Origin of the sequence: Nocardia sp. CY41 (assembly GCF_009829325.1) — a bacterium.
Classification (GTDB): Bacteria; Actinomycetota; Actinomycetes; order Mycobacteriales; family Mycobacteriaceae; genus Nocardia.
The window spans coordinates 266,310-282,279 of sequence record NZ_VUOS01000012.1 but is presented as its reverse complement, the minus strand read 5'-3'; the positions used below and the strand labels follow the sequence as shown (position 1 = coordinate 282,279).

At 66.8% G+C, this 15,970-nt stretch carries 14 protein-coding genes; all 14 read right to left on the bottom strand.

Annotation, left to right across the window (positions count from 1 at the left end; translation table 11 throughout):
* Window positions 1-2,567: DNA-directed RNA polymerase subunit beta (gene rpoB, locus GVY64_RS15150; protein WP_159841744.1), on the bottom strand; the 2,567-nt coding region annotated here is incomplete at its 3' end.
* 409 nt (window positions 2,568-2,976) lie between these two features.
* A complete protein-coding gene (locus GVY64_RS15145) occupies window positions 2,977-3,714 on the bottom strand; it encodes a hypothetical protein (RefSeq protein ID WP_159841742.1) in 738 nt (245 codons plus the stop codon).
* Between the two features lie 10 nt (window positions 3,715-3,724).
* Window positions 3,725-4,432, bottom strand: coding sequence for a hypothetical protein (locus GVY64_RS15140; RefSeq protein WP_236566843.1), 708 nt, complete (start codon window positions 4,430-4,432; stop codon window positions 3,725-3,727).
* Between the two features lie 106 nt (window positions 4,433-4,538).
* On the bottom strand, window positions 4,539-5,780 hold the full coding sequence (locus GVY64_RS15135; protein WP_159841740.1) for an MCE family protein: 1,242 nt from the start codon (window positions 5,778-5,780) through the stop codon (window positions 4,539-4,541).
* Window positions 5,777-7,015, bottom strand: coding sequence for an MCE family protein (locus GVY64_RS15130; protein WP_159841738.1), 1,239 nt, complete (start codon window positions 7,013-7,015; stop codon window positions 5,777-5,779). Before GVY64_RS15130 ends, GVY64_RS15135 begins: the two co-directional genes overlap by 4 nt.
* Window positions 7,012-8,244 (bottom strand): MCE family protein, encoded by a 1,233-nt coding sequence (locus GVY64_RS15125; protein ID WP_159841822.1) that lies wholly within the window; start codon window positions 8,242-8,244, stop codon window positions 7,012-7,014. The genes GVY64_RS15130 and GVY64_RS15125 overlap by 4 nt, the downstream gene beginning before the upstream one ends.
* A 37-nt stretch (window positions 8,245-8,281) precedes the next feature.
* Window positions 8,282-9,292: an MCE family protein gene (locus GVY64_RS15120; protein WP_236566842.1), complete on the bottom strand. Its 1,011-nt coding sequence runs from the start codon at window positions 9,290-9,292 to the stop codon at window positions 8,282-8,284.
* Window positions 9,292-10,368 (bottom strand): MCE family protein, encoded by a 1,077-nt coding sequence (locus tag GVY64_RS15115; protein WP_195084064.1) that lies wholly within the window; start codon window positions 10,366-10,368, stop codon window positions 9,292-9,294. The genes GVY64_RS15120 and GVY64_RS15115 overlap by 1 nt, the downstream gene beginning before the upstream one ends.
* Window positions 10,365-11,714, bottom strand: a complete 1,350-nt coding sequence (locus GVY64_RS15110) for an MCE family protein (protein ID WP_159841736.1) — start codon at window positions 11,712-11,714, stop codon at window positions 10,365-10,367. Before GVY64_RS15110 ends, GVY64_RS15115 begins: the two co-directional genes overlap by 4 nt.
* The gene (locus GVY64_RS15105) at window positions 11,711-12,574 is read right to left on the bottom strand and encodes an MlaE family ABC transporter permease (protein WP_159841734.1); all 864 of its coding nucleotides are present in this window, start codon (window positions 12,572-12,574) and stop codon (window positions 11,711-11,713) included. Before GVY64_RS15105 ends, GVY64_RS15110 begins: the two co-directional genes overlap by 4 nt.
* Before the next feature lie 3 nt (window positions 12,575-12,577).
* Entirely contained in the window at window positions 12,578-13,285 is a 708-nt protein-coding gene (locus tag GVY64_RS15100; protein WP_228829281.1) for an MlaE family ABC transporter permease, read from the bottom strand.
* A gap of 98 nt (window positions 13,286-13,383) precedes the next feature.
* Complete coding sequence (locus GVY64_RS15095; RefSeq protein ID WP_201298016.1) at window positions 13,384-14,460, bottom strand: ABC transporter ATP-binding protein; 1,077 nt, start codon at window positions 14,458-14,460, stop codon at window positions 13,384-13,386.
* Window positions 14,461-14,697: 237 nt separating this feature from the next.
* The gene (gene rplL / locus GVY64_RS15090) at window positions 14,698-15,078 is read right to left on the bottom strand and encodes a 50S ribosomal protein L7/L12 (protein ID WP_062983816.1); all 381 of its coding nucleotides are present in this window, start codon (window positions 15,076-15,078) and stop codon (window positions 14,698-14,700) included.
* 55 nt (window positions 15,079-15,133) lie between these two features.
* Window positions 15,134-15,673 carry a 50S ribosomal protein L10 gene (rplJ, locus tag GVY64_RS15085; RefSeq protein ID WP_159841732.1) on the bottom strand — a complete coding sequence of 180 codons (540 nt, stop codon included), beginning with the start codon at window positions 15,671-15,673 and terminating at the stop codon, window positions 15,134-15,136.
* Window positions 15,674-15,970 lie beyond the last annotated feature (297 nt).

Below are 15,970 nucleotides of genomic sequence, written 5' to 3'. Positions count from 1 at the left end.
ACCAGCTCGTTGACACCCGGCGGCAGATCGTCGTCGTCCTCACGAGAGAACACCCGGATCCCGATCACCTTGCCGGACTCACCGTGGGGCACCTTCAACGAGGTATCACGCACCTCCCGCGCCTTCTCCCCGAAGATCGCCCGCAACAACCGCTCCTCCGGAGTCAGCTCGGTCTCACCCTTCGGGGTCACCTTGCCCACCAGGATGTCACCGTCGCGCACCTCCGCACCGATGCGCACGATGCCACGCTCGTCCAGATCGGCGAGCACCTCATCGGAGACATTCGGGATATCGCGGGTGATCTCCTCGGCACCCAGCTTGGTGTCACGAGCATCGATCTCGTGCTCCTCGATATGAATCGAGGTGAGAACGTCCTCCTCCACCAACCGCTGCGACAGGATGATCGCGTCCTCGTAGTTGTGACCCTCCCACGGCATGATCGCCACCAGAAGGTTCTTACCCAGCGCCATCTCACCGTTCTCGGTGCACGGACCATCGGCCAGCACCTGGCCGCGCTCCACCCGCTGCCCCTCGTCCACGATCGGACGCTGGTTGGCACAGGTGCCCTGGTTGGACCGCGCGAATTTGCGCATCCGGTAGGACTTGCGGGTGCCGTCGTCATGCATGACGGTGACGTAGTCGGCGGAGACCTCCTCCACCACACCGGCCTTCTCGTTCACCACGACGTCGCCCGCGTCCACGGCCGCGCGCAGCTCCATGCCGGTGCCGACGATCGGCGCTTCGGAACGGATCAGCGGAACCGCCTGACGCTGCATGTTGGCGCCCATCAGGGCGCGGTTGGCGTCGTCGTGCTCGAGGAACGGGATCATCGCCGTCGCGACCGACACCATCTGGCGCGGCGAGACGTCCATGAAGTCGACCTCGGTGGCCGCGACGAGCTCGTTCTCCTCGTTGCCGCGGCGGCACAGCACCCGGTCCTCGAGGAAGCGGCCGTCCGCGTCGACCGGCGAGTTCGCCTGGGCGCGCACGTGGCGGTCCTCTTCGTCGGCGGTCAGGTAGACCACCTCGTCGGTGACCCGGCCGTCGACGACCCTGCGGTACGGGGTCTCGATGAAGCCGAACGGGTTGACCCGCGCGTACACCGACAGCGAGCCGATCAGGCCGATGTTCGGACCTTCCGGAGTCTCGATCGGGCACATCCGGCCGTAGTGCGAGGGGTGGACGTCACGGACTTCCAGACCGGCGCGCTCACGGGACAGACCACCCGGGCCCAGCGCCGACAGGCGGCGCTTGTGGGTCAGGCCCGACAGCGGGTTGTTCTGGTCCATGAACTGCGACAGCTGGGAGGTTCCGAAGAACTCCTTGATCGCGGCGACGACCGGGCGGATGTTGATCAGGGTCTGCGGCGTGATCGCCTCGACGTCCTGCGTGGTCATCCGCTCGCGGACCACGCGCTCCATGCGGGAGAGGCCGACCCGGATCTGGTTCTGGATCAGCTCGCCGACGGTGCGCAGGCGACGGTTGCCGAAGTGGTCGATGTCGTCCACTTCCACCGGGACCTCGACGCCACCGGGGGCGGTCATGGTCTTGTCACCCGAGTGCAGGCGCACCAGGTACTCGATGGTGTTGACGATGTCTTCCTTCGTCAGCACCGAACCGACGACCTGCTCGCCCACGTGGATGCCGAGCTTCTTGTTGATCTTGTAGCGGCCGACCCGTGCCAGGTCGTAGCGCTTCTCCTTGAAGAACAGGTTCTCCAGCAGGGTCTGCGCGGACTCCTTGGTCGGCGGCTCACCCGGACGCAACTTGCGGTAGATGTCCAGCAGCGCCTCGTCCTGACCGGCGGTGTTGTCCTTCTCCAGGGTCGACATCATGATCTCGGAGAAGCCGAAGCGCTCGACGATCTCCTCGGTGGTCCAGCCCAGCGCCTTGAGCAGCACGGTGACCGGCTGGCGGCGTTTGCGGTCGATGCGCACACCCACGGTGTCGCGCTTGTCCACGTCGAACTCCAGCCACGCGCCACGCGACGGGATGACCCGCACACTGTGCAGATCCTTCTCCGTGCCCTTGTCCACACTGTGGTCGAAGTACACACCCGGCGAACGCACCAGCTGCGACACCACGACCCGCTCGGTGCCGTTGATGATGAACGTGCCCTTGTCGGTCATCATCGGGAAATCACCCATGAAGACCGTCTGGCTCTTGATCTCACCGGTGTTGTTGTTGATGAACTCCGCCGTCACGAACAGCGGAGCCGCATACGTCATGTCCTTGTCTTTGCACTCATCGATCGAGGCCTTGACCTCTTCGAAGCGCGGGTCGGAGAAGGACAGCGACATGGAGCCCGAGAAGTCCTCGATCGGGGACAGCTCCTCGAGCACCTCCTCGAGGCCACCGACTAGGCCGACGTCGCCGCGAGCGGCCGCGCGCTCACGCCAATCCGGCGAACCGATCAACCAGGCGAACGATTCCGTTTGTAGGTCGAGAAGCCCGGGCACCTCCAAGGGTTCACGGATCTTCGCGAAAGACACCCGCAACGGGGCTCCGGGGATTCCGGCAACTGCCTTGGTCTGGGTGGAGACTGCCAAGATGCGTCCTTCCAGCACCTCACGCGCGTCGCGTGGTGGTCCGCGACCGTCGCTTGTCTGCTACGAATTCCGCTGGTTACTACCCGAACGAAACTCGAACAGGCAACAACGGAAGTAACACCGGAAGGGTGAACTTACGTGTGCAAATCGAGGTATGGACAGGAGGCAGCCAGCGCAACGTCCAAACCTACACCCAAGTACACGGGGGTGTCAAAGTACCACCCGTGTGATCGTCCGCATGGCTGGCGCGCCGGGCCGAAGTCGCTGGCTGCGTCCTTCAGGCGCGGTGCGCTGGGAGCCACTGTGACAGCTGCCGCTGTTGTGAATAGCGTGACGGTTCGGGCGAAACTCGTCAAGTGGCAGGCCCGGCCGGGGAGCCGGCGAGATCGCCTGGCGCGCTGCGTCATCCCGGCCGACGTGGTAGCTGTTACTGGTCGACGATGTCGCTGGCCAGCCAGCGACCGTCCACCTTATGCATGTGCAGGACCACCGGCCCCGCGACGCTCTGCTGCGCCACGCCGTCCTTGGTGGCGCTCACCACCAAGTTGACGATCAACTCCGCGCGATCGTCGGTGAGCAATGTCACAGCAATCGGGTCGGCCTTCGCGTCGGCACTGGTCCGAGCCTGCTTCACCGCCGAAATGGTGGTGTCCGCGTACTTGTCCAGGTCGGCGAGCATCTTTCCGGTGAGCACCTGCTTCGCGGTGTCCCGATAGCCGTCGATGTTCTTGACGTCGTAGGCGTAGACGGTCCGCAACGCGTTGTCGGCGGCCGCTCGCACTTCTTGCGTGGCCTCGTTGTCCACGTACGCCTTGTTCGACGTGTCCACTCCCGGCTTCTGCGCGGCAAACCAGGCGAACCCACCGAGCAGGAGAGCGGCGAGCAGCAACGCCGCGGTGACGCCCCAGCGCGGTCGTCCGGTCGGGCGCCGCCGCGGACGGTCGTTGCCGCGCGACACGAGCTTGCGCCACGACGAACCGCCCGCGTCCGCAGGGCGCTGCTCGGCGCGGGGGGTGTCCTGCTCCGCGGCGGGCCGCGAAACACCCGCCACTCGCGGTTTGCGGGCCGTTACGGGCCGTTCGCTCCGCGGGGCGGCGGCGCGGGCTTGCTCCGTGGCGGGCCTGCGCTTGGAGGTGACCCGGTTGACCGGTCGGCGAGACGTCATGAGGTTCCTCCTACGATCCCGGCTTCGGCGCGGCAGGCGGCTGGTCGGCCGCCGACGCGGCGGGGCCGCCGCTGAGCAACACCGGCTGGCTCAGCGAGGAGATCTGCTCGGCCTTCCAGACGTCGCCGTCCTTGGCCAGGTCGACGGTCCAGGTGTAGCGGTAATCGGCGGACGGCTTGTCCTTGCCCTTCTCGGTGACCTGCAGCACGACCAGCGCCGATGCCTTGTCCTGCTCGCTGTTGAGCGAGGTGAGCGCCGCGCCGAGCACCTTGGAGGTCATCCCGACTCCGCTCTGCTGGGCCATCTGCTCGGCCTGGTCCTTGTTCTTCGTGGCCGAATCCAGCAGCGCGCCGGTCATCGAGGTCCGGGCCAGCGCCAGCGAGCCGGGCACGTCGTCGAGATTCATCGAGGTCATGTTGAGCGCGGCTTGACGGGCGGCGTCGAGCGCGGTGTCCCTGGCGTCACCGCGCGGGCCGTCGGTCAGCGCGGACCGCGCCCAGCCCGCGCCGAACCACGCGGCGCCGATCAACGCGATCACCAGCAACACGGCGGAGCAGACCAAGGCCACGCGGCTCAGCGCGGACGCGGCGCCCGCCTGGTCGGCCGTGGCCTTCCGATCGCCCGCGACCGGCTGCGCGGACGAGGCGGGCGCGCCCGGCGCGGTCGTCTCGGTATCCGGCGACGCCTGGTCGGATCGCTTGGTCAGGTCGGCGGTCACGACAGCGTCTCGCCGTCGGTCGGCTCGGTCGCGCCCCAGGGCCGGGTGGCCGTGGTTCGCTCGCTCCAGTCACTCACGCGAGACACCCTAACGTCATTGCTCCTGGTCACCGCTTCGGCGTGACCCCCAACAGGGTCGACAACTGCACGGCCACCGGAGTCAGATTCAGCTTTTCCGGATCGGTCTTGGGGTTGGAGTCCCAGGGCTGGACGATGGCCGGGTCGGCCAGCTCGGCGCGCTCGCCACCCCGGACGGCGGTCGGATTACCGAACGGCACAAGACATTTGGCGTCCTTGTTGAACGGGAACTCGTCGCGCGTGTCGTCGAAGTTCGGGTTCTGCGCCTTCATCTGTTCCAGAATTCGGTACGTACCCTCGTAGCCCACCGTGCAGGCGGGCGGGTTGTTGGTCTCGAGCACCAGACCGAAGTGGCTGGTCCCGTCGCCGGGCGCGGTCGAGGACCCGCCCACCGACAGCTGCGGGAGCATCTGCAGCAACGGCTTGATCGCGTAGAACTTCGGCGAGATCGCCTGCAACAGCAACCGCAAGTTGGTCAGGTCCTGGGTGAGCGAGCCGCCGCTCTCGTCGATCAGCGCGCCGAGCTGCTCGCCCGCGTCGGTTCCGGTGCCGATGAGCCTGCGCACGTCGGGGTCGCTGGAGCGCAGCTGCGCGGTGAGCTTGTCCAGGCCGTCGCTGAACTCGCGGATGGCCGCGGACTGCTCGGCCTGGGTGCCGAGGGCGACGCGGCCGTCGCGGATCAGCTGGATCGTCTGCGGCAGCGTCGCGTGGAAGGTCTCGGTGAACTTGTTCAGCGAGTCGATCAGCACCTGCAGATCGTCGCCCTTGCCGTCGAACGCCTTGCCCAGCTCGCGGACCGTCGTGTTGAGCGCGGCCAGGTCCACCGAGCCCGCGAAGGTGTCCACGCTGGACACCAGCTCCTCGACCGGCACCGGCAGCGTCGCCGAGGTGATCACCGAGTTGTCCCGCAGATACGGGCCTTCGTTCGAATCGGGCTGCAGGTCGACGTACTGCTCGCCGATCGCCGACCGATTGGCCACCACGGCCTTCGCCGACGCCGGGATCTTCGGCGCGCTCGTGTCGATGACGAGATTCATCACCACGCCTTCACCGGTGAGTTCGAGCTCACCGACCCGGCCGACCGGGACGCCGCGGTAGGTCACCTCCGCGCCCTTGTAGATGCCGCCGGTCTGCGCCGCGCGCAGCTTCACCGTGTACTCGTTGAGCCCGAACATGTGGTCGAGCCGGATGTACTTACCGCCGACATAGACGACGCCGAGCACCGCGATCACCACGAACGCGATGAGCTGCCACCGCACCAGACGGGTCATCGCGGACCACTCCCTACGCCGAGTTGCTCGAGAATCGCCCCGACCGGACCGGGCACGCCGGGCGCGGGCGGCTGCGCCATCAGCGGCGGCAACGGCAGGATCGACACCGTCGGCCAGCCCGGACGCGGGCCGTTGCCGTTGTAGTACGGGTTGGTCGGGTTCACCGGCACGGGCGGGCCGACCGGCGGGATGTACACCGGATCCGGCTTGCCCACACCGAGATTGCTCAGCGTGACACCGATCTGCTGGTCCACCGACAGCCAGGTGTTCACGCTGCCGCCGAAGGTGCTCTCCAGCGCCGAGTCGGGGAACGGATAGGTCGGGATCAGCGGGACCGCGGCGACCAGATCCGGCGCCGACCGGCCCAGCTCCTGCAAGGTCGGCCGCAGTGAGGTGAGATCGCGAATCAGGTCGTCCTTCGACGTGTTCAGCACGTCGAAGCCCGCCGCACCGAGCCGGTCCAGCTGCGCGAGCAGCGCCACCAGTTGCGGGCGCTGCTCTTCCAGGATCTTGATGCCCTGGGGCAACTGGTCGAGGATCTTGCCGATCTGATCGGTCTGCTTGCTCACCCGGCTGCTGAGCACGTCGAGGCCGTCCAGCGCGCGGGTGATGTCGTCCACCTGCTGGTTCAGGCCGCCGATCAGCGTGTTCGCCTGCTCGATCAGCGAGCGCACCCGGTCTTCGCGACCGCCGAGGGTCTTGTTCAGTTCGGTGACGATCGGCTGCAACTGCGCGACGCCGCCGCCGTTGAGCAGCAGCGACAGCGCGCCGAGCACCTGCTCGACCTCGGTGGCGTGCCGGGTGCGGTCGACCGGGATGACCGAGCCGTCGGCCAGCCTGCGGGGCTCCGGATCGGCGGCGGGCTTGGAGAGTTCGATGAACTTCTCGCCGAGCAGATTCGATTGCCGGACCTCGGCGCGCGCGTTCGCGGGCAGGTCCACCGACGAGTTGACCACGGTGCGCACCGTGGCGGTCCACTGGTCCTTGCCGATGCTGATCTTCTCGACCCGGCCGACCGGCACACCTTCGACCTTGACCGCCGACTGCGGCACCAGGTCCAGGACGTCGTCGAACTGGATGTCGATGTGCATCGGATGGTCGCCCACGTCCGCGCCGCCGGGCAGCGGCACGCTGTAGATGCCGTCAGCGGCGCACGAGGTGACCAGCGCGGCGGACAATCCCAGTGCCACGGCCGCGCCCAGCCCGCGCGCGACGAAACGGATTCGGATGCTCATCGCTCCCCTCCCTGCGACGGCGGAAGCCGGTCCGACGGCGTGCCGGGCACCGTGCCCGGCACCGGGTCACGCTGCTGGTTCTCGCCGCTGAGGATGCCGAACGGCAGGTTCAGCGTCGGGGTCTGTACCCCGGCGGTGATCTGGTCGGTGATCTCCTTGCAGTGGTCGAGGATCGGCTGCATCTGCCTGCCGAGCGCCTCGAACTTGGGATCGCCGGGCTTCAGCTTGGACAAGTCGAGCATCTTGCACACCACGCCGAACGGGTCCTGCAGCTCGGGGAAGTTGGCGCGCATGTCGAGTGTGCCCGATTCGGCATTGTGCACGTTGATCAGGTTGCTCAACGCCACCGGCAGGACCGGCAGCAGCGCGGCCACGTCGTTGCGCTGATCGGACAACGTCTTGGTGAGTTGGACGAGCCCTTCGGCATTGCTCGCGATCAGGTCCCGGTTGTCGTCGATGAAGCGGGCGACATCGCCCAGCGCGATCGACAGCAGATGCAGTGCCGCACCGAGATCTTCGCGCTCGTCGGCCAGGAACGTCGACAGATCGGCCAGCTGGGTGTTGAACTGCCGCACCTGCTGGTCGTTCTGCGCCAGCATGGTGATGAACGCCTGCAGGTTCTTCACCGTGTCGAAGATGTCGCCGCGCGCGTCCGACAGGTAGCGGGCCGCCCTGGACAACTGGGTGAGGCTGTTGGCCAGCGCCTCGCCGTTGCCGGCCAGGTTCGCCGCGCCGGTGCGCACCAGCTCGTTCACCGCGCCCTCGGCGTTGGCCCCGTTGGGTCCCAGCGCGTCCGAGAGCTCGGTGATGCTCTTGTACAGCTGGTCGACTTCGACCGGCGTCGCCGTGCGCTCGCGCGGAATGGTCGCGTCGCGCGCCATCTTCGGGCCGCCGGTGTAGGCGGGCGTGAGCTGGATGTAGCGGTCCGACACGATCGAGGGCGTGATCTGGGCGGCCCGCGCGCCCGCGGGAACATCGTACTTGCGGTCCACGCTCATCACGATCTTCACCTGATCGCCCTGCGGCTCCACCGAATCCACCGAGCCGACCGGCACGCCGAGAATCCGGACGTCCGAGCCCTCGTAGATGCCGACCGAGCGATCGAAGTACGCGGTGATCTTGGTGGTGGACAGCCGGTTGAACAACCACCACAGCACCACCGCCACCAGCACGGCGAGGACGACGACCAGCGCGATGCCCACCTTGGCGCCGCGGCTGGAGCCGCGCACCGCACCGACCGGATCGCTACGCCAGTTGTCCGCCACGTCAGTTACCTCCCAAGGTGCGGATCGGCTGACGGTAGCCGGGGATCTCGGGCAGTGCGGGCGGCACCACGTTGACGATCACCGCGTCGAACCAGCGTCCGGTGCCCAGCACGCTGGCATACAGGCTGTAGAACGGCGCCGCGAGTTCGAGCGTTTTGGAGATGTTCTGCTGGTTGGCGTTGAGCAGATCGATGGAGGCGCGCAGATTCGTCAGCGCGGGCCCGATCTGCTGCTCGTTGTCGTGCACGAGCGCGCTCAGCTCCGCCGATACCGTCCTCGCGCCCGACAGCAGCTGCTTGATGGACTGCTGCCGGATGTTCAGCTCGGCCAGCAGCTGACCGCCGTTGCCGAGCAGCCGCTCGAACTGCGCGTTGCGGTCGGCCAGGATCTGGGTGGTCTGCCTGGTCGCGGCGAACAGCTTCTTCAGCTCCTGATCGCGCTTGGCCAGCGTCTCCGACAGCCGGGCCACACCGTCGATGGACCCGCGGATCTCCGGCGGCGTCGTCTCGAACGCCTCCGACAGCACCTGCATGCTCTTGGCCAGCTGTGTGGTGTCGATCTGATCGATGGTGCGCGCGGCATCGGTGAACGCGTCCACCACGTCGTACGGGGACACCGTGCGCGAGAGCGGGATCCGCGAACTCGGCGTGGCCGGTTTCGAACCCCTCGGGTCGAGCGCGAGGTACTTCTGTCCGAGCAGCGTCTTGATCTGAATGGACGCGGTGGTCTCGTTGCCGATCCAGGTGTCCTTGGTGCGGAAGTCCACGAGCACGCGGTCACCGTCGAGCCGGACGTCGGAGACCGAGCCGACCTTGACGCCCGCCACCCGGACTTCGTTGCCCTTCTTCAGACCCGCCGCCTCGCTGAATTCCGCGGTGTACTTGGTCCCGGCCCCGATGATCGGCAGCCGATCCAGGAAGAAAGCGGACATCGTCACCAACAGCACGACGGCGATGCCGAGCGCGCCCAGGAACGCCGGGCTGCGCTTGCCGAGCAGAATGCGGTCGTCCATCAGCGAGCCTTCCCATGGCAGCGCGGCGCGGCGTTGGTGTACAACGGCTGGTTGATCGTCGGCAGGCCGGCGGGCAGGTTGAGCTGCGGCGCCTCGACGGCGCCCGGCCCGACCACGATGTCGATGCCGCACAGGTAGAACTGGAACCAAGAGCCGTAACTCGCGGCGCGCCCCAGCTTCTCCATCTTCAGCGGAAGATTGTACAGCGCCTCGTTCACCTCGTCCTCACGCTCGTCGAGCGTGCCGGTCAGCTGGCTCAGACCCGCGATCGACCCTTGCAGCGTCGGACGCACCGGGACGAGCAGGTCCGAGGTCGCCGACGTCAGGTTCGCCAGCGAGGTCACCGAGCGCCCGATCGTGTCGCGTTCGGCGTTGAGGCCGCTGATCAGCGCCTCGGTGTTCACGATCAACTGATCGAATTGGTCGTCGCGCTGGTTGACGGTGTCCAGCACGGCGGTCAGGTTGCGGGTCAGCTCACCGATCACGGCGTCCTTGTCCGCGATCTTGTTGGTCAGGTTCGCGGTGGTCGCGACCAGATCGCGGATGGTGCCCTGCTCGCCCTGGAAGACCTGGATGATCTCGAAGGACAGCTTGTTCACGTCCTCGGCGGTCAACGTCCGGAACAGCGGCCGGAAGCCGTTGAACAGCGTCGTCAGGTTCAGCGCGGGCCTGGTGCGCTCCAGCGGGATGGTGCCGCCCTTGTTCAGCTTGCGGCCCTGCTCCCCGGTCCCCTGCTCCAGCGCGATGTAGCGCTGGCCGACCAGGTTGCGGTACTTGATCGTCGCGGTGGTCGAGGCGGGCAGCCAGTCGCGGTCGGTGAGGTCGAATTTCACCTCGGCCAGCCGCTTGTCCACGATCGAGACGTCGGTGACCTTGCCGACCCGGACGCCCGCGATGCGGACCTCGTCGCCGGGGTTGAGCGCGGTGACGTCGGTGAATCTGGCCTTGAACCCGGTACCGCCACCGCCGTAGTTCGCGATGGACAGCGCGAGGACGGTGGTGACGAACAGGGTCACCACGACGAAGATGATCAGCTTGGTCAGCGGACCGCCCAAGCCGCGCAGATGCTGCTTCATCGCACGCTCACCTCGCTTCCGCGGAACGCGGGCGCGCCGGCCCTGGTCACCCAGCCCGGCACCTGATCCGGGGCGACGCCGTTGGCCGCGCCGTAGATCGCGCCGAGCGACTGCTGCTCCATAGGGGAACCGGCGATCGTCGGCATCTTGCTCGCCGGGTGGACGCCGAACTGCGGCGGCTCCAGGTGGCCGGTCTCCTGGTCACCGGGGTTGCGGCTGGGCACGGCGTAGGAGCCGTCGTTGTTCGGGCCGCCGGTGTACTGGCCGGGGTCGACGCCCAGCGGCATCTCGGGGATGCACCACGGCCCCCGGGTGTCCAGCCAGCGCGGTTCGTCTTGGTTGGGCAGGTACTTGCCGCGGGTGTTGACCAGTTCGATGGTCACCCGCGAGCCGGGCAGGTCGGTGCCCTTGCCGAAGATCCGGTCGATGCGCGGCTTCAGCTGCGCGAAGTTCGCCAGCGCGCAGGCGTAGTTCGGCGAGTAGTAGGCCAGCTGCTCCAGCGCGGGCCGGGAGTCGGCGGCCACGTCGACGATGTTGTCACGGTTGGCGATCAGGAAATCGGTGGTGCTGGCCGAGGCCGGCGTCAGCGTTGCGTAGAGGACGTCGATGTCGGTGCGCCGCTGCACGATCGTGGCGTTGGTCGTGCGCAGGTTGTCCAGAGCCTGGATCAGCTGCGGCGCCGCGTCGGAGTAGGTGGCCGCCACCTCGGCGAAGCTGCGCAGATCGGCCTGCAGGTCCGGAAGCACGACATTGACCTGGCGGAAGGCGTCGTCCAGCTTGTCCACGGTCTCGCCGAGCGCGAAGCCCTGACCGGCCAGCGCCTGCGACAGCGCGCCCAGCGTGGCCGCGAGATCCTGCGGCGGGATGGCCTGCAGCAACGGCAACAGGTCGTCGAGCAGTTTGCTCAACTCGATGGCGTTGCCGCTGACGTCCTGGTGCAGTGTCAGGCCGTCGGTGAGATGCTGCGGGCTCGGGTTCTCCGGGATCACCAGATCCACGTAGCGCTCACCGAACAACGTCTTGGGCAGCAGGCGCGCGGTCGCGTTGGCCGGGATCTGCTGCGCCTTGTCCGGATTGATGGCCAGGTCCAAGGTCACCTCCCCGCCCTCGGAACTGCTCGAGCGCACCTCGCCGACGGTGATGCCGCGGACCTTCACGTCCGCGTTTCGGGTCAGCGCGTTGCCCACACTGTCGGTGATCAGATCGACGTGCACTGTCTTCACGAACTGCTTGTTGTAGATCGCGACGGTGGTCCAGAGGAACAACGCGACCACGACGAAGAAGGCGATGCCGAGCGCTCGGGTTCGCAGCTTCGCGGTCGAGCGCCAGGCCTGCGTGCGGCTCATCCGGCCACCCGCACCGTGGTGGTGGTGCCCCAGATCGCGAGGCTGAGGAAGAAGTCGAGCACGTTCACCAGGACGATCGCGGCGCGGACCGCGCGGCCGACCGCGACGCCGACGCCCGCGGGGCCGCCGGTGGCGTGGAACCCGTAGTAGCAATGCACCATGATGATCACGAACGCGAAGACCAGCACCTTGAGGAACGAATAGAGCACGTCCTCCGGTGGCAGGAACAAACTGAAGTAGTGGTCGTAGGACCCGCTGGATTGGCCGTTGAACCAGATGCTGATCGACCGCGACGCCAGGAACGTGCCGAGCAGCCCGACGATGTAGAGCGGGATCACCGCGAGGAATCCGGCGATCACCCGGCTGGTCACCAGGAACGGCACGCCGGGCACCGCCATCACCTCGAGCGCATCGATCTCCTCGGAGATCCGCATGGCGCCCAGCTGCGCGGTGAACCCGCAACCGACCGTGGCGGACAGGGCGAGCGCGGCGACCAGCGGAGCGATCTCGCGAGTGTTGATGTAGGCGGTGAGGAAGCCGGTGAGCACCGAGCTGCCGAGCGCGTCGAGGGCCTTGAAGCCCTGCAGACCGACGACGACGCCAACGGAGCCGGACATGAACACGATGACGCCGATGGTGCCGCCGATCACCGCGAGCGCGCCGGAGCCGAAGGTGACCTCGGCGAGCAACCGCATGACTTCCTTGCGGTAGTGCACCGCGGTCCGCGGGATCCACGCGATGGCCCGCGTGTAGAACGACATCTGCTCGCCCGCGCGATCGATGACGTTGAGCGGCATACGAGCGACTTCACCCACCCGGCGCATGGACTTGGCGACCGGGGTCCGGTACGACGTGGCCATCCGTCAGGCACCCTTGGCCGGGACGACCTGCAGGTATACCAGGGTCAGGATGAGGTTCACGAAGAACAACACCATGAACGTGATCACCACGGATTGGTTCACCGCGTCACCGACTCCTTTCGGGCCCCCCTTGGGATGCAGCCCCTTGTACGCGGCGATGACGCCGGCGAGCAGGCCGAACACCGCCGCCTTGATCTCACCGATCCACAGGTCCGGCAGCTGGGCGAGGGCGGAGAACGACGCCAGGTAGGCGCCGGGGGTGCCGCCTTGCAGCAACACGTTGAAGAAGTACCCCCCGGCGATGCCGACCACCGAGACCAGGCCGTTGAGCAGCAGTGCGACCAGCATCATGCCGAGTACGCGCGGCACCACCAGCTTTCGCACCGGGTCGATGCCGAGAACTTCCATCGCGTCGATCTCCTCGCGGATGGTGCGCGAGCCGAGATCGGCGGCCACCGCCGAACCGGCCGCGCCCGCGATGATCAGCGCGGTCACGACGGGAGCGGCCTGCTGGACGGTTGCCAGCACACTGGTTGCGCCCGTGAAGGACTCCGCGCCCAACTGCTTGATCAACGAGCCGGTCTGCAATGCGACGACCGCGCCGAACGGAATCGCGACCAGCGCGCTGGGCAGGATCGAGACACTCGCGATGAACCACGACTGCTCGATGAACTCCCGCCACTCGAACGGGCGACGGAATGTCTTCCGCATAACGTCGATGAGCAGCGCAAATATATTGCCGGCCTGGGCAAACCCCGACTCCAGGGGAGTTCGCAATCGCGCCAGGGTCGAATTCACGATCGCAGATGTTACCCGTTAGTTGCGTTGTGCCGCACGGTGGTGTCGTACGCGCCGCCTTGATAATTAGCCAGGTCGCCGCTGTTGTACGCCATCACCTGCGTGTCGTCGTTTTCGTCAAGTGATTCGCGGATCGCGACCTGCGCGGCGTGCGGCAGCGTGTGCATGATCTCGCGGACGCGCTCCTTACGCCGCAAGACCGCTTGGCGCACCGGCATACCCGGGGTCGCGCGCATCTGCGGGATGATCCCTTCGACCTCCTCCGCGCCGCCGTGGTGATGCCCGGCGTCCACGAGCGCCTGCTCGCGCGCCATCTGCGCCTCGTCCTTCTCCTCGGACATGCCGATCGGGCCGATCATGCGGCCGTTGAGGAACTGCTTGACCACCGGCTCCTCGGAGGTGAGCAGCACTTCGCGCGGGCCGAACATGACCAGCTGGCGGCGGAACAGCATGCCGATGTTGTCCGGGACCGTGCGCGCGAGGTTGATGTTGTGCGTGACGATCAGGATCGTGGCGTCGATCTGCGCGTTGATGTCGATCAGCAGCTGCGACAGATAGGAGGTGCGCACCGGGTCCAGGCCGGAGTCGGGCTCGTCGACGAGGATGATCTGCGGATCCAGCACCAGGGCGCGGGCCAGCCCGGCGCGCTTGCGCATACCACCGGAGATCTCGCCGGGCAGCTTGCCCTCGGCCCCGAGCAGACCGGTGAGCTCCAGCTTCTCCATGACGATCTTCTTGATCTCGGATTCGCTCTTCTTGGTGTGCTCGCGCAACGGGAAGGCCACGTTGTCGAACAGGTTCATCGAACCGAACAGCGCGCCGTCCTGGAACAGCACACCGAAGAGCTTGCGGATCTCGTAGAGCTCCTTGTTGGAGCAGGTGGTGATATCGGTGCCGTCGATGAAGATGGAGCCGCGTTCGGGGCGCAGAAGTCCGATCAGCGACTTCAGGAACACCGACTTACCGGTACCCGACGGGCCCAGCAGCGCACTGACCTCGCCCGAGGGCAACGTCAGAGACACATCCTGCCAAATTCGCTGGGAACCGAAAGACTTGGTTACACTCTCGGTCCTGACCTCGACGCCCACGCCAACCTCCACAATTCTCAGCGAGCTGCCCACCGGCGAACCGCGCGCTCGGTCATCACGGTGCGTCACGTGTGGGTTCGGTCACTGTAACTCATGAGCGAGACGGGGCACACCCCTACCTGACTGCGGAGTAACTCCGCAATCCTTTTGGTATCAGCAATAGCGGCGAGATAGCCGGAAAACGCAAACGGGCGGCCCCACAAAGGGGACCGCCCGTTCGGCGTGTTCGGTCGTGAATTACTTGACCGAGACCTTGGCGCCGGCCTCTTCCAGCTTCGCCTTGGCGGCCTCGGCGGCCTCCTTGGCGACCTTCTCCAGGATCGGCTTGGGAGCGCTCTCGACGAGGTCCTTGGCCTCCTTCAGGCCCAGGCCGGAGACGATCTCGCGGACCACCTTGATGACCTGGATCTTCTTGTCGCCGGCACCCTCGAGGATGACGTCGAACTCGTCCTGCTCCTCGGCGGCCTCGGCCGGAGCGGCGGCACCGCCGACGGCGGCGACGGCGACCGGAGCGGCCGCGGTGACCTCGAACTTCTCCTCGAACTTCTTCACGAAGTCCGACAGCTCGAGCAGGGTCATGTTGCCGAAGGTCTCGAGCAGTTCGTCAACGTTGGCCATTGTTGTTTTCCTTTCGGTAGTTGCTGTCTATGCGGGCGAGTCGTGCCGCACGGAATTACTCGGCGGCAGTTGCGCCTTCTTCGGCCTGCTTCTTCTCCTGCAGCGCGGCGGCCAGGCGGGCCACCTGCGAGGCGGGAGCGTTGAACAGACCGGCGGCCTTGGTGAGGTTGCCCTTGAGTGCACCCGCCAGCTTGGCCAGCAGCACCTCGCGGGTCTCCAGGTCGGCGATCCGCTCGACCTCGGACACGGACAGCGGAGCGCCGTCCATGTAGCCGCCCTTGATGATGAGCGCCTTGTTGTCCTTCGCGAAGGTCTTCAGGGCCTTGGCCGCGTTGACCGGCTCACCCGTGATGAAGGTGATCGCGGTCGGCCCGACGAACAGGTCGTCGAGGCCTTCCACGCCCGCCTCGGCGGCGGCACGCTTGACCAGGGTGTTCTTGGCGACGGAGTACGTGGCGTCGGCGCCGAGCGCGCGCCGCAGCTCGGTGAGCTTGCCGACCGACAGGCCACGGTATTCCGTGACGACGGTGGCCGTCGAGCTCTTGAACTGCTCCGCGATCTCCTCGACCGCGGTGACCTTCTCGGATTTTGCCATACTTCGCCTCCTCTCTGATTGGTCGGTTCGTATACGCGAACTACCGATCAGGGGCCGGCGACAAAACAAACGCCCCGAACGCAGAGCGTTCCGGGGCGCAACAGAAAATCGATCCGGAGCATGCCCGGATCAATTCCCAGCCTCGGCTCTCCCTGCGTGGGCCGCCGGCAATGTCGCCGGACCTTCGACCGAACCCATACGGGATCGGCGACCAACGGTCTTCGGTAGAACGGATTGGGTAGCGATCGAACTCGTCGATAACCGACCTCCAATGTACCCGGAGGGGTTCCCATCTGC

Bases quoted from the DNA above. Each gene is read 5' to 3' on its own strand.
- rplL (WP_062983816.1), bottom strand. From the start codon at position 15,078: ATGGCCAACGTTGACGAACTGCTCGAGACCTTCGGCAACATGACCCTG.
- GVY64_RS15110 (WP_159841736.1), bottom strand. From the start codon at position 11,714: ATGAGCCGCACGCAGGCCTGGCGCTCGACCGCGAAGCTGCGAACCCGA.
- GVY64_RS15115 (WP_195084064.1), bottom strand. From the start codon at position 10,368: ATGAAGCAGCATCTGCGCGGCTTGGGCGGTCCGCTGACCAAGCTGATC.
- GVY64_RS15120 (WP_236566842.1), bottom strand. From the start codon at position 9,292: ATGGACGACCGCATTCTGCTCGGCAAGCGCAGCCCGGCGTTCCTGGGC.
- GVY64_RS15105 (WP_159841734.1), bottom strand. From the start codon at position 12,574: ATGGCCACGTCGTACCGGACCCCGGTCGCCAAGTCCATGCGCCGGGTG.
- GVY64_RS15100 (WP_228829281.1), bottom strand. From the start codon at position 13,285: ATGCGGAAGACATTCCGTCGCCCGTTCGAGTGGCGGGAGTTCATCGAG.
- GVY64_RS15135 (WP_159841740.1), bottom strand. From the start codon at position 5,780: ATGACCCGTCTGGTGCGGTGGCAGCTCATCGCGTTCGTGGTGATCGCG.
- GVY64_RS15130 (WP_159841738.1), bottom strand. From the start codon at position 7,015: ATGAGCATCCGAATCCGTTTCGTCGCGCGCGGGCTGGGCGCGGCCGTG.
- rplJ (WP_159841732.1), bottom strand. From the start codon at position 15,673: ATGGCAAAATCCGAGAAGGTCACCGCGGTCGAGGAGATCGCGGAGCAG.
- GVY64_RS15145 (WP_159841742.1), bottom strand. From the start codon at position 3,714: ATGACGTCTCGCCGACCGGTCAACCGGGTCACCTCCAAGCGCAGGCCC.